Here is a 12,763-nt window from a genome sequence, read left to right as displayed (position 1 = left end):
ACGGCCCACGCCCTCGGCCCGTTCCGTATCGACCGGCGCCGGCGCGCCCCATCCGGTGACGGAAGTCTTACGGCCGGGCGTGGAGCGGGCGTTGCGCCCGCGGGACTGCGTAGCGTCCGCGCCATGCGAGTACTCGTCACCGGAGGCGCGGGGTTCATCGGCGCGCACATCGTCACGGCCCTGGTCAGCAGCGGCCACGAGCCCGTGGTCCTGGACGCCCTGCTGCCCACCGCACACCCCGGCCCGCCCGAACTGCCCGACGCCGAACTGATCCGGGCGGACGTGCGGGACGCGGAAGCGGTGCGCGCGGCTCTGCGCGGCGTGGACGCGGTGTGCCATCAGGCAGCGATGGTCGGCCTGGGCAAGGACTTCGCGGACGCGCCCGCGTACGTCGGCTGCAACGACCTGGGGACGGCGGTGCTGCTGGCCGAATCGGCGCGGGCCCGGGTGTCCCGGCTGGTGCTGGCCGGGTCGATGGTGGTCTACGGGGAGGGCCGGTACGCATGCCCGCGCGACGGGCTCGTACGGCCCGGCCCCCGCGAGGTCGCCGATCTGGAGGCCGGGCTGTTCGAGCCGCGCTGCCCGGTGTGCGGGGCGGAGCTGGTCCCGGGCCTGGTGGACGAGGACGCCCCGGCCGATCCGCGCAACGTGTACGCGACGACCAAGCTGGCGCAGGAGCACCTGGCTTCGGCCTGGGCGCGGTCCACCGGCGGGCGGGCGGTGTCGCTGCGCTACCACAACGTGTACGGGCCGGGGATGCCGCGCGACACCCCGTACGCCGGGGTGGCCTCGTTCTTCCGGTCGGCGCTGGCCCGGGGAGAGGCGCCGCGGGTCTTCGAGGACGGGGGCCAGCGGCGGGACTTCGTACACGTACGGGACGTGGCGGCGGCCAACGTGGTGGCGTTGGAGGCGGTGGGCGGCCTCGCGGCGGGTTCGTTCACCGCCTACAACACGGGCAGCGGTGAGCCGCACACGATCGGGGAGATGGCCTCGGCGCTGGCGGCCGCGCACGGAGGGCCCGATCCGGTGGTGACGGGTGAGTTCCGGCTCGGGGACGTGCGGCACGTCACGGCCGATGCGTCGCGGCTGCGACGCGAGCTGGGGTGGCTGCCCCGGGTGGGCTTCGCCGAGGGGATGGCGGAGTTCGCGCGGGCGCACCTGCGCGCCTCGGCCGACGCCGCCCAGCGTCTGTAGTCCTGGGGCCGGTACCCGCCTCAGCCGACCGGGGCGGGCAGGGGCAGGGTCACCTCGAAGCGGCAGCCGCCCGGCACGTTGCGGACCTCGGCGCGGCCGTCGTGCGCTTCCACGATGCCCCGCACGATGGCGAGACCGAGGCCGGCGCCGGCGGGCGGGGTCCGGGCCGGGGTGCCGCGCCAGCCCGTGTCGAAGACGCGCGGCAGGTCCTCGTCGGGGATGCCGCCGCAGCCGTCGGTCACCGAGAGGATCACGGCGTCGGCGCGGCGTTCGGCGGCGATCGCGACCGTTCCGTCGGCGGGGGTGTGACGGATCGCGTTGACCAGGAGGTTCGCCAGGACCCTGGTCATCTCCTTGCCGTCGACGTCCACGGGCACCGGCTCGACCTCGGCGCCCACGAGCCGTACCCCGTGTGCGTGGGCGAGCGGGTCGGCGCCGGACAGCGCGTCGCCGACGAGGTCGTAGACCGAGATCCTGGTGGGGGTGAGGGTGAGGGCGCCGGCGTGGATCCGGGAGAGCTCGAACAGGTCGCCGACCATGGCGTTGAGGCGTTCGACCTCGGCGCCGATCTGCCGGTGGTAGCGGGCCGGGTCCGTGGCCACACCGTCTTCCAGGGCCTCCGCCATGGCCCGTAGGCCTGCCAGCGGTGTGCGCAGGTCGTGCGAGATCCAGGCGACCAGCTCGCGGCGCGAGGTCTCCAGTGCCCGTTCCCGCTCGCGGGAGGCGGCGAGTCTGGCGCTGGTGGCGGCCAGTTCCCGGGACAGGGCGGCGAGTTCGGCGGTGGCCGGGGCGGCCGGAGCGGCGAAACTGCCGTCGTCCCCGAAGTGGCGTGCGGCGCGCGCGAGATCGCGGCTGCGGGCGACGACCCACCGCCCGAGGAAGAGGGCGGTCGCCAGGGAGACCACGGCGGCCATCGCGACGACGAGCGTGACGACGGTGAGGTCGTGCGGGGAGAGGAACATCGCCCGGGCGACGGCGAGGGTGCCGGCGAGCATGGCGGTGACGGTGACGGCGGCCACCACGGTGAGGGAGACGGCGACCGAGCGGTGGCGCAGCAGGCGCAGGACGACTGCGCCGACCGCTCCCGCACAGGCGGCCCCGCCGAGCGCGAAGGCGGCGATGAGCAGCAGGTCCTTCACAGCGCCTCCCCGGCCGTGGACGGGATGTCGAAGCGGTATCCGACGCCCCACACCGTCTGGATGAACCGCGGCTGGGCCGGGTCGTCCTCGATCTTGGCGCGCAGCCTGCGGACGTGGACGGTCACGGTGGACAGGTCACCGAACTCCCAGCCCCACACCTCCCGCATCAGGTCTTCGCGGCGGTGGGCCCGGCCGGGGTGGCTCAGGAAGTGCGCGAGGAGATCGAACTCCCGCACGGTGAGGGCGAGCGGCCGACGGTCCTTCGAGGCGCGGCGGGTGCCGGGGTCCAGGGCCAGTCCCCCGCCGCCCAGCGCGGGCCCGGGCGCCGGGGACACCGGAAGGGTCCGGCCGCGGCTGCGGCGCAGGACGGACTCGACCCGCAGGACGAGTTCGCGCGGGCTGAAGGGCTTGGTGACGTAGTCGTCCGCGCCCAGTTCCAGTCCCGCGATGCGGTCTTCCTCGTCGCCGCGCGCGGTGAGCATGACCACCGGCACCGGGCCGCTCGCCCGGAGCCGGCGGCACACGTCGAGGCCGTCCATCCCGGGCAGCATGAGGTCCAGGACGACGAGGTCCGGCCAGGTCCGCCCGGCGCTCGCGAGGGCCGTGGCACCGTCCGCGGCGTGTTCCACGGTGAATCCGGCGCGTGCCAGATAGCCGGTCACCACTTCGGCGACCGTCGGGTCGTCGTCCACGACGAGGACCCTGGCCGGTGTGTCTCCCATGCTCATGCGGCCAAGGGTCTCATCGTCCGTCGCGCACGCGGCCCGGCTGCGGCGCCGCTGAGGGGGACGTCCGCGTTTCGTAAGGAGTCGGTGGCCCCGCTGCCCCTCCGCCGTCCCTACGGTGAAATCCGTGACCGCATCCGTGACCGTAGACGTCGTACTCCCCTGCCTCAACGAGGCCGAGGCGCTGCCCTGGGTCCTCGCCCGCATCCCCGACGGCTGGCGTGCCGTCGTGGTCGACAACGGCTCCACCGACGGATCCGCCGAGATCGCCCGCGGCCTCGGCGCCACCGTGGTCCACGAGCAGCGGCGCGGCTTCGGCGCCGCCTGCCACGCCGGACTGACGGCCGCGGAAGCCGAGATCGTCTGCTTCTGCGACTGCGACGCCTCGCTCGACCCCGGCCTGCTGGCCGACTTCGCCCGTACGGTCGAGGCCGGTGCGGCCGACCTCGTACTCGGACGGCGCCGGCCGCAGGGCCGTGGGGCCTGGCCGCTCCACGCCCGCGCCGGGAACCTGGTGCTGTCCCGGATGCTGCGCCGTCGTACGGGCCTGCGGCTGCACGACCTGGGACCGATGCGGGCGGCGCGCCGCGAGGCGCTCCTCGGGCTCGGCCTCACCGACCGGCGCAGCGGTTACCCGCTCCAGATGGTGGTCCGCGCCGCCGACTGCGGATGGCGGATCCGGGAGGTGGACGTGCCCTACCTCCCCCGGACCGGCAGGTCCAAGGTCACGGGTACCTGGCGGGGCACCTACCAGGCGGTGCGCGACATGAGCCGGGTCCTCGCCGAACCGGTGGCCACCACCGCCGCGACGGGGGCGGGGGGCCGCGGGTGACCACCCTGCTGGTGATCGCGAAGGAACCCGTGCCGGGACGGGTGAAGACACGGCTCACGCCCCCCTTCACCTCGGCCGAGGCGGCCGGGCTGGCCGAGGCCGCCCTGGCCGACACCCTGGAGGCGGTCGCCGCCACTCCCGCCGGGCGGCGGGTCCTCGTCCTGGACGGCCGTCCCGGACCCTGGCTGCCGCGGGGGTTCGAGGTCGTCCCGCAGTGCGCCGGAGGCCTGGACGAGCGGCTCGCCGCCGCCTTCGCCTCGTGCACCGGGCCGGCGCTGCTGATCGGCATGGACACGCCGCAGGTCACCCCCGCCCTGCTGGCTCCCGCGGTCGGGCCGGACGCCTGGCAGGAGTACGGGGCATGGTTCGGCCCCGCCCTGGACGGGGGCTTCTGGGCGCTCGGGCTGGCCGCACCGGATCCCGCGCTGGTGCGCGGCGTACCGATGTCGGTGCCGGAGACGGGCGCGGTGCAGCTCGCACGGCTGGCCGGCGCCGGGCTCCGCGTCGGACGGCTGCCGTCGCTGCGGGACGTGGACACCGCGCAGGACGCCCGGATCGTGGCCGGTGAGGCACCGGGCGGCCGCTTCGCGGCCCTGTACGCGCGGCTCACGGCGGCCCCGGCACCGTCCCCCGGCGGACCGGTGCTCCGATGAGGCTCCGCGGGGCAAGGGAAGAGGTCCGGGCCTCCGGCGCCCTCCCCCGGCCGACCGCCTGGTGCGAGGACCCGTACGCCGACGCATTGGACGACGGGCGAGGCCCCCTGTTCCTGCGCCGCAATGACGGCTGGCTGCTGCCCCTGGAGGTGGAACGCTGGTGCGCGGCCCCGGACGCGGCGGACCTGAGCGTGCTGGCCCGGTGCCGGGGCGCGGTACTGGACGTCGGATGCGGTCCGGGACGGCTGGTCGCCGCGCTGGCGGCACGCGGGCACCGGGCGCTGGGCGTCGACGTGAGTCCGGCGGCGGTGGCGCGTACCGAGCGGCTGGGCGGCCTCGCCCTGTGCCGGTCGGTGTTCGAGCGACTGCCCGCGGAGGGCCGCTGGGACACGGCACTGCTCATGGACGGCAACATCGGCATCGGCGCGGACCCCGCGGCCCTGCTGACGCGCCTGGCAGACGTGACCGGCTCCGCCGCGCGGCTCATCGTCGAATGCGAGGCGGTGGACGTCGACGAGCGCTGTGAGGTGCGGCTCGACAACGGCAGGGGCGGGCTCGGCGCGCCCTTCGCCTGGGCCCGGCTCGGCAGGCGCGCCCTGCACCGGCACGCCCGGACCACCGACTGGTGTCCCACGGACGAGTGGTCGACGGCGGGGCGGGTCTTCGTGGAACTCGCGCGGCGGCCTCAGACCCCGTCACCGCGGGCCTGAGGCCCGGGTCCCGGCTCCGGACCGCTTCCGGGCCCCGGCCCCGGTTCGGGTTCGGACTCGGGCTCCGGCCCGGCAGCCTCTGCCTCTGTGCCGCGTAGCTGCCTGTGGCGTGAGACCACCGCCAGCAGGGCGGCGCACACCGCCACCGCCCCGATCACCAGCAGCAGGTTGCGCCCGTAGGGCAGGGGCAGCGCGGAGGGGTTGGGAGGGGCGCCCGGCCGGACCAGCAGCGGCAGGGTGATCAGCACCAGCGAGCCGCTGGCGATCAGGGCGCCGCGCAGCGGCCCGCGGGCCGGGACGGCGGCGATCAGGAACCCGACGGCCAGGACCAGCGGGGCGATCAGCGCGTCGTGCAGGATCAGCGCACCCAGGAGCCACACGCCCACGTCCTCGGCCGCCGCGACCGCCGCGAGCTGCCGGCCCCCGATTCCCATCACCAGCAGGCCGAAGGCACCGAGCACCCAACGGCCGCCTCCCACCCGGCGCGGCCCGGACTCCTCGCCGTTCACACGACCTCCAGCCGGGTGACCCACTTCGTCTGCAGCACGCCGGGCCGGTTCGGCGCGATGATGCGCGCCGGGTAGCCGTGGTCCTGCGAGAGGACCTCGCCGTTCAGGGTGAGGGCGAGCAACGTCAGGGGATCCTCCACGTACTCCCGGCCCATCTCCATCACCCGGTAGGCGCCCCGCACTTCCAGGGAGACCACGCGCACCCCCGCGTCCGGGCGCCCCCCGGCGCGCGCCACCAGGTCACGCAGCCGTACGCCGCTCCAGTACGCCTCCACGCTCCAGCCCTCGACGCACGCGATCGGCAGCCTCGCCCGCGCCTGGGGCAGCGCCCGCAGCTGATCGAGCGTCAGGCTGAGGGGCCGGGGCCCGAGCACCTCCAGCCTCCAGTCGCGCAGGGCCGCCGGAGTCACGCCCGCCGCGGCCGCGGTACGGTTCACCGGCAGCCGCTGCGGCCCGTGATCCGGGTGTCGCGGAGCCAGCAGGTCGAGCCGCTTCAACGGGGTGAAGGACTGCCCGACCGTGGTCAGCGTCACCGCGCCGACCGCCGCGCCGACACCCAGCAGGAGCGAGCGCCGGTCCCGGGCGTCCTCGGCGGGCAGCTCCAGGGTCCCGGCCGACCGCCGGCTCCAATGCGCCCTGATCTCCGGTGCCTTCACCGCGAGGTGCAACAGGATCGAGCCCGCCACCACCCACGCCACGGCGAAGTGCACCGGTACGAAGGAGAACGGCCACGGGTACCACTCGACGATGTTGAGCAGCCCGGTGAAGACCTGGAAGACCGCGGTGGCCACCAGGACCGCCACCGAGAGCCGCTCCAGCGCGTGCCGCACGGACCGCAGAGGTGGCCAGAGGAACAGCCGGGGGTAGACGGCCCACAGCTTCGCCAGGAGCAGCACGATCGCGGCGAGTCCCGAGGCGATGTGCAGCCCCTGGGTGAGCCGGTATCCCCAGACGGGCCGGCTCGGCAGGCCGTTGGCCAGCCAGCCCGGCGGATGCTGGAGGTAGTGGCTGATGAGGCCGGTCACGAAGCACACGGCGAAGGCGAGGCCCAGCCAGCGCCCGACGGACGTCGCGGTCCGGGCGTCGTGCAGACGGCCCGAGAAGGAGGGCGGCCGCACGGGCGGGAGAACAGGGCGCCAACGGGTCCGGGGAGTCATGTCTCCCATCGAAGCGCCCCCGGACACCGCGCGGAGCCTTCGACACCTTACGAAACGCGGACGCCCCGGCCGGGTGCGGCAGGTTCCCCCTCTCGCGCTGCCAGGCTGTCGCCATGACCAGCCCCCGCACCGCCGTCACCACCTCGCTGCTGGCGGCTCTGACCGCCGTCCTCGTGCTGACCGTGCGCAAGGACGACTACTTCGCCGACCCGGCGGGGCTGTTCTGGTGGTACGCGGCCTCGTGGGCGCTGTTCGCGGCGGCCGTACACGCCCTGCGCGCGGTCCCCGCCCGGCACGTCGCCCCGCTGGTGCTGGCCGGCGCGGTGGCCGTCGCCGCCACCGGGCTGGTCGCCGCTCCCCGTACCAGTACCGACTCGTTCCGCTACGCCTGGGACGGCCGGGTGCAGGCCGCCGGCGTCTCGCCGTACGACCATGCTCCCTCGGCCCCCGCGCTCGCCGGCCTGCGCGACGACTGGCTCTTCCCGCGGGGCGCCGCCGCCTGCGCGGGGCCGGACCGGGTAGCGCTGGCCGAGGGGGTCTGCACGCGGATCAACCGCCCCGGGGTGCACACCGTCTACCCGCCCGTGGCCGAGGGCCACTTTCTGCTGGTCCACGCCCTGTCGCCGTCGCACGTGCGCCACAAGGCCCTCCAGACCGGCGGGGCCCTGCTGTCCGTGGCGACGGCCGGCGCGCTGCTGCTGGTCCTGCGCCGCCGCGGTGATCCCCGTAACGCCGCCTACTGGGCGTGGTGTCCGGCCGTGCCGGTCGAGGCGGTGAACAACGCCCACGTGGACGTCCTCGCCGTACTGCTCTCCGTGGCCGCGCTGGGGGTGGTCGCCCGGCACAAGGTGACGGGCGGCGCGCTGTTCGGCCTGGCCGTCGCCACCAAGATGCTGCCTGCGGTCCTGCTGCCCGGAGCCCTGTCCGGGGTGCGGCGCGGGCGGGACGTCGTCCGCGTGCTGCTGCCCGCCGCCGCGGTCGTCGTGCTGGTCTACCTGCCGTACGTCCTGTGGTCGCGTTCGTCCGTGTTCGGGTACCTCGGGGGGTACGCCGCGGAGGAGGGCTACGAGGACGCCACGGCCGGCGGGCGGTACGCCCTGCTGCGTCTCCTCCTTCCTGACGCGTGGGCGTTGGCACTGGTCGTGGCCGGGATGGCGGGGGTGGTGGCGTACGTCGTGCGCCGCGGCGATCCCGACCGCCCGTGGAGCGGCGCCCTGCTGGTCACCGGCACCGCGTTCCTGCTCCTGACCCCCGGCTACTCCTGGTACGCGCTCCTGCTGATCGCGCTGGTCGCCCTCGACGGCCGCTGGGAATGGCTCGGCGTCGCCGTCGCGGGCGCCGCCGTCTACGTCGCCGCCCGGCCGTTCGGCGGGGCGACGGGCACGGTGGCGTATGCCCTCGCCGGAGCCGCCGTCCTGGCCGGTGGGGCCGTGCGGCGCCGCCGCGCGGCGGCGGGCGGTCCCCGGGTGCGGGTCACCACCGGGGCCTGACGCGGCCGGGGATGCCGTCACCGCACGGCGGGCATATCGTCGGCCTATGGGTGACGGCCGGTGTGGCGGGTGCGGCGCGTCCGTCGCCGCCCGGTGCTGCCACGGCACCGCGGCCGCGGACGACGGGCGCTGAAGACGTGCGGCCGGCTGATGGCGCCGCAGGGGCCGGTCTGGAGCGGCTCGACGCCGCCGTAGCCGAAGTGGTCCAGGCCACCGGGGCTTCCGTGGCCCTCGTCTACGTCCTTCCGCGCGGCGAGCGCGTCCTGCACCTGGCGGTGGTCGCCGGAGCCCCGGGGCACATCACCGCCCCGTGGGCGCGCATCGACCTGGGCGCGCCCATCCCGGTCGCGGACGCCGTACGCGAAGACCGCCTGGTGTGGCTGGGCGGCCGGGAAGAGGTGGCGCGACGCTACCCCCGGCTCGGGCTCGTGCTGCCGTACGACTTCATGCTCGCCGCCGCCCCGGTCACCGACGGCGCCGTCGCGTCGGGCGGACTCGTGCTGCTGTGGCCCGTCTTCCGCCCGCCGGAACCGAGCCCGGCCGAACGGGCGGCGATCGACTCCTTCTGCCGTACGGCGTGCGGCGTGCTGCGGCAGGCCGCCGACCACGGGCACCTGACGCCGGGGAACACGCCCCGCGTGCTGCCCCCGCCCGCTTCCCGCGTCCCCGATCCGGACGAGGCGCTGGCCGGGGTCAGCTTCGCGGAGCGGCTGCCGGTGGGCTGCTGCGCCATGGACCTGGACGGCCGGATCACCTTCATCAACTCCGCCGCCACCGGCCTCGTCGGCGCCGACGGCGCGGTCCTGCGAGGTGCCCGGCCGTGGGAGGTGCTGGCGTGGATGCGCGAGCCCGTCTTCGAAGACCACTACCGGGCGGCGGTGGTCAGCCGCCTGCCCACCTCGTTCACGGCGCTGCGTCCACCGGACACGTGGCTGTCGTTCCAGCTGTACCCCGACGCGTCGGGCATCAGCGTCCACATCACCCCCGTCGCGGGCCCGGAGGGGTCGGACACCCGACGCGATCCGCTGCCCTCCGGGGAGCTGGCCGGGGTGACCTCGCTCTACCACCTGATGCACCTGGCCGCTGCCCTGACGGAGGCCGTGGGGGTGCAGGAGGTCGTCGATCTGGTGGCGGACCAGATCGTGCCCGCCTTCGGCCCCCAGGCCATGGCCGTGCTGACAGCGGAGGAGGGCAGGCTCCGCACCGTCGGCTACCGCGGATACACCGCCGAGCTGATGGAGCGGTTCGACCTCCAGCCGCTGACCGCCCACACGCCGACGGCGCGGGTGCTGAACACCGGGGTGCCCAGCTTCTTCACCACCTTCGCCGAGCTGCAGCGCGAGTACTCCTCGGCCGTCCATCTCGACGGCATGGCGTCCTGGGCCTTCCTGCCGTTGATCGCGTCCGACCGCGTCGTCGGCTCCCTGGTCCTCGCCTACGGCCAGCCCCACTCCTTCACGCCCGCCGACCGCGCCGTACTGACGTCACTGGCTGGCCTCGTCGCCCAGGCACTGGACCGCGCCCGCCTCTACGACACCAAGCACGAGCTGGCCCACACCCTGCAATCGGGTCTGCTGCCGCACACCCTCCCGCGCGTGCAGGGCCTCGACGTGGCCGCCCGCTACCTGCCCGCCGGCCGCGGCGTGGACATCGGCGGCGACTTCTACGACCTCATCCGCCGCGACGACACCACGGTCACCGTCGCGATCGGTGACGTCCAGGGCCACAGCATCACCGCCGCGGCCCTGATGGGGCAGGTCCGCACCGCCGTCCACGCCCACGCCACCATCGGCACCCCGCCCGGCGAGGTGCTCGCCCGCACCAACCGCCTGCTGGTCGACCTCGACCCGGGGCTCTTCACCAGCTGCCTGATCGCCCACATCGATCTCACGCGGCACCGGGCGCACCTCGCCACCGCCGGGCACCCGCCGCCGATCCTGCGCCACCCCGACGGACGCACCGAGGTGCTGCACGTGCCTCCGGGTCTGCTCCTCGGCATCGACCCCGACGCGCGCTACCCGACCACCGAGGTGCCGCTGCCTCCCGGGAGCATGCTCGCCCTGTACACCGATGGACTCGTCGAGATCCCGGGCAGCGACATCGACGACACCACGGCCGACCTCGCCCGCCAACTGGCCGACGTGGAGGGCCGCACGATGGACGAGGTCGCCGACCGCCTCGTCGCCTACGCCACCGCGTCCGCGCCCCGCCACGACGACATCGCCCTCCTGCTCCTCCAGGCCTCCGACCGGTGACGCGTCACCCCGGTGGCCCCGGGCGGTGCTGCGTCGAGCTGCGCGCCGCGGGCGAGGGCACCACACCGTAGAAACGCAGCGGGACACGGTCTACGTCCATCCCGAGCCGTGGTACGCCGAGCACGACATCGACCTGCGCCTGGGCACCGCGGTCACCGCGATCGACCCGGACGGGCACGAGGTGACGCTCGCCGACGGCAGTCGCATCGGCTACGCGAAACTCCTCCTGACCACGGGCTCCTCCCCGCGCCGCCTCACCGTGCCCGGGGCCGGCCTCGACGGAGTGCTCTACCTGCGCCGGCTCGCCGACAGCGACCGCATCAGGGAGTCGTTCGCGTCGGCCTCCCGCATCGCGGTGATCGGCGCCGGCTGGATCGGCCTGGAGACGGCGGCGGCCGCCCGCGCGGCGGGCGCGCAGGTCACCGTACTGGAGATGGCGGAGCTGCCGCTGCTGCGCGTGCTAGGCCGGGAGGTCTCCCAGGTCTTCGCCGACCTGCACGCCGATCACGGAGTGGATCTGCGCTTCGGTGTCCGGATCGCCGAGATCACGGGCGACGGCGGCCGGGCGGACGGCGTACTGCTGGCCGACGGCACCCGCATCGACGCCGACGCGGTCATCGTCGGGGTCGGCATCACGCCCAACACCGGGCTGGCCGAGGCGGCACGCCTGGAGGTCGACAACGGCATCCGCGTCGACGCCCGCCTGCGCACCTCGCACCCGGACGTCCACGCCGCCGGGGACGTCGCCAACGCCTTCCACCCGCTGCTCGGCAAGCACATCCGTGTCGAGCACTGGGCCAACGCCGTCAACCAGCCCCAGGCCGCGGCCAAGGCGATGCTCGGCCAGGACGTGGCCTACGACCGCGTCCCGTACTTCTTCACCGACCAGTACGACCTGGGCATGGAGTACACCGGCTACGTGGACCCCGGCGGCTACGACCAGGTCGTCTTCCGCGGCCGGCGGGAGTCCCGCGAGTTCATCGCCTTCTGGCTCTCCGCGGGCCGCGTCCTGGCCGGCATGAACGTCAACGTCTGGGACGTCACCGACCCGATCCGCGCCCTGGTGACCAGCGGGCACCCGGTCGACCCGGCGCGGCTCGCCGATCCCGACGTACCGCTGGCCGACCTCCTCGACCGGCCCGGCACCGCCGGGTCCTGACCGGCTCCCGGCGGCGCGCACCCTCCGCGGCGGTCAGGGGGAGAGCGCTGCGTCGTGCCGCAGGGCGGTGCGGACGCCGGCGACGACCACGGCGATCAGGCAGAGGGCGATGAGGGTCTCGGCCCACAGGAAGGCGAACCAATCCATCACGCAGCCGATCGGCGGCGTGCCGGGCGCGTTGTTGCGGAAGGCGGAGAGTGCGAACAGGGTGGCGGCCATCCAGCCGAGGGCGGCCCAGACCAGGCCCTCTCCCCGGGTCGTCAGGTACCACGCGCCCATGAGCACGGCTGCCGCCAGCGCCCACATCACGGCCATCATGAAGACCACGAAGACGAGTAGGCTGCCCGATCGGGCCAACCCCAGCCTCAGTCCCGCGCCCACAGCCCCCTGCTCGGACGCAGAGGGTGACGCGGAGACCGAGAAGAGCGTGTCGTTGTTGGTGAACAGCATCCGCACCGGCACCGGCTTGCCGTCGAGCTGCGCCCAGAACTCTATGTCGGTCTCGTAGGTGTCGAAGGGGTAGTCGCTGATCGATCCATTCGTGATCGCGACCTGCACGTCCCTGGTCGTGAGCCGCTCGTGCGCCGTGAACTCCAAGTCGTCGAGGGTCTGCGCGGAGGTCTGGAGGCTGAGATCGGCCACCGGGGCGGTGCCATCCTCCTCACCGAGGGCCCCGCGCGCCGTGACCCGGACCCGCAGTGCCAGCTCTCTGCCCGCGGCGTCGACGCGTTGGACGTCGGCCTGCACGTCCACCCGGTCGGCGGCCCGGGATCCGACGGTGTGGACCGCATCGAGCGCCTGCCGCTCGGTGAACTGCAGCCACGACCCCACCGCCACCGCCACCACGATCAGCACCGCGAGGGGAAGCAGGACCGTCAGGATCGAGGGCCCGGAGCGGCGTGGTTGACGTGGGTGACGTGGATCCCAGGTGGAGGCCATG

12 protein-coding genes are annotated in these 12,763 nt (G+C 74.7%); 7 read left to right on the top strand and 5 right to left on the bottom strand.

Features of this window, described 5'->3' with window-relative positions; all coding sequences use genetic code 11:
- The first annotated feature begins 123 nt into the window (after nt 1-123).
- The gene (locus ACF059_RS13540; protein WP_392055700.1) at nt 124-1,194 is read left to right on the top strand and encodes an NAD-dependent epimerase/dehydratase family protein; all 1,071 of its coding nucleotides are present in this window, start codon (nt 124-126) and stop codon (nt 1,192-1,194) included.
- Between the two features lie 20 nt (nt 1,195-1,214).
- On the opposite strand, the gene ACF059_RS13535 is transcribed toward ACF059_RS13540, so the two are convergent.
- Both ACF059_RS13535 and ACF059_RS13530 read right to left on the bottom strand, forming a co-directional pair.
- Nucleotides 1,215-2,333 carry a sensor histidine kinase gene (locus ACF059_RS13535; RefSeq protein ID WP_392055697.1) on the bottom strand — a complete coding sequence of 373 codons (1,119 nt, stop codon included), beginning with the start codon at nt 2,331-2,333 and terminating at the stop codon, nt 1,215-1,217.
- Entirely contained in the window at nt 2,330-3,061 is a 732-nt protein-coding gene (locus tag ACF059_RS13530) for a response regulator transcription factor (protein WP_392055694.1), read from the bottom strand. The genes ACF059_RS13535 and ACF059_RS13530 overlap by 4 nt, the downstream gene beginning before the upstream one ends.
- A gap of 115 nt (nt 3,062-3,176) precedes the next feature.
- On the opposite strand from ACF059_RS13530, the gene ACF059_RS13525 reads away from it, so the two are divergent.
- From ACF059_RS13525 to ACF059_RS13515, 3 genes are read left to right on the top strand one after another with little or no spacing between them, the layout of a single operon-like run.
- Nucleotides 3,177-3,890, top strand: coding sequence for a glycosyltransferase family 2 protein (locus tag ACF059_RS13525; RefSeq protein WP_392055691.1), 714 nt, complete (start codon nt 3,177-3,179; stop codon nt 3,888-3,890).
- Nucleotides 3,887-4,543 carry a DUF2064 domain-containing protein gene (locus tag ACF059_RS13520; RefSeq protein WP_392055688.1) on the top strand — a complete coding sequence of 219 codons (657 nt, stop codon included), beginning with the start codon at nt 3,887-3,889 and terminating at the stop codon, nt 4,541-4,543. The genes ACF059_RS13525 and ACF059_RS13520 overlap by 4 nt, the downstream gene beginning before the upstream one ends.
- Nucleotides 4,540-5,253: a class I SAM-dependent methyltransferase gene (locus tag ACF059_RS13515; protein ID WP_392055685.1), complete on the top strand. Its 714-nt coding sequence runs from the start codon at nt 4,540-4,542 to the stop codon at nt 5,251-5,253. The genes ACF059_RS13520 and ACF059_RS13515 overlap by 4 nt, the downstream gene beginning before the upstream one ends.
- Here the strand turns inward: ACF059_RS13515 and ACF059_RS13510 are convergent.
- The gene (locus tag ACF059_RS13510) at nt 5,229-5,762 is read right to left on the bottom strand and encodes a hypothetical protein (RefSeq protein ID WP_392055682.1); all 534 of its coding nucleotides are present in this window, start codon (nt 5,760-5,762) and stop codon (nt 5,229-5,231) included. The two genes, ACF059_RS13515 and ACF059_RS13510, sit on opposite strands and share 25 nt — an antisense overlap.
- A complete protein-coding gene (locus ACF059_RS13505; protein ID WP_392055679.1) occupies nt 5,759-6,919 on the bottom strand; it encodes a molybdopterin-dependent oxidoreductase in 1,161 nt (386 codons plus the stop codon). The genes ACF059_RS13510 and ACF059_RS13505 overlap by 4 nt, the downstream gene beginning before the upstream one ends.
- A 113-nt stretch (nt 6,920-7,032) precedes the next feature.
- Between ACF059_RS13505 and ACF059_RS13500 the strand changes: the two genes are divergently transcribed.
- The 3 genes from ACF059_RS13500 (at nt 7,033) to ACF059_RS13490 (ending at nt 11,823) form a co-directional block, all read left to right on the top strand.
- Nucleotides 7,033-8,409 (top strand): glycosyltransferase 87 family protein, encoded by a 1,377-nt coding sequence (locus tag ACF059_RS13500; protein WP_392055676.1) that lies wholly within the window; start codon nt 7,033-7,035, stop codon nt 8,407-8,409.
- Nucleotides 8,410-8,546: 137 nt separating this feature from the next.
- A complete protein-coding gene (locus ACF059_RS13495; RefSeq protein WP_392055673.1) occupies nt 8,547-10,664 on the top strand; it encodes a SpoIIE family protein phosphatase in 2,118 nt (705 codons plus the stop codon).
- Between the two features lie 28 nt (nt 10,665-10,692).
- Nucleotides 10,693-11,823, top strand: coding sequence for an NAD(P)/FAD-dependent oxidoreductase (locus tag ACF059_RS13490; protein ID WP_392056681.1), 1,131 nt, complete (start codon nt 10,693-10,695; stop codon nt 11,821-11,823).
- 33 nt (nt 11,824-11,856) lie between these two features.
- Here the strand turns inward: ACF059_RS13490 and ACF059_RS13485 are convergent, their stop codons facing one another.
- Nucleotides 11,857-12,762: a DUF4436 family protein gene (locus tag ACF059_RS13485; RefSeq protein WP_392056679.1), complete on the bottom strand. Its 906-nt coding sequence runs from the start codon at nt 12,760-12,762 to the stop codon at nt 11,857-11,859.
- Nucleotide 12,763 lies beyond the last annotated feature (1 nt).

This window comes from Streptomyces sp. NPDC016562 (assembly GCF_043076955.1).
GTDB lineage: Bacteria > Actinomycetota > Actinomycetes > Streptomycetales > Streptomycetaceae > Streptomyces.
Note: the sequence above shows the minus strand (reverse complement) of the source record. Positions and strands in the feature narration are given on the sequence as shown.

Bases quoted from the DNA above. Each gene is read 5' to 3' on its own strand.
- ACF059_RS13540 (WP_392055700.1), top strand. From the start codon at position 124: ATGCGAGTACTCGTCACCGGAGGCGCGGGGTTCATCGGCGCGCACATC.
- ACF059_RS13530 (WP_392055694.1), bottom strand. From the start codon at position 3,061: ATGAGCATGGGAGACACACCGGCCAGGGTCCTCGTCGTGGACGACGAC.
- ACF059_RS13515 (WP_392055685.1), top strand. From the start codon at position 4,540: ATGAGGCTCCGCGGGGCAAGGGAAGAGGTCCGGGCCTCCGGCGCCCTC.
- ACF059_RS13505 (WP_392055679.1), bottom strand. From the start codon at position 6,919: ATGACTCCCCGGACCCGTTGGCGCCCTGTTCTCCCGCCCGTGCGGCCG.
- ACF059_RS13500 (WP_392055676.1), top strand. From the start codon at position 7,033: ATGACCAGCCCCCGCACCGCCGTCACCACCTCGCTGCTGGCGGCTCTG.
- ACF059_RS13485 (WP_392056679.1), bottom strand. From the start codon at position 12,762: ATGGCCTCCACCTGGGATCCACGTCACCCACGTCAACCACGCCGCTCC.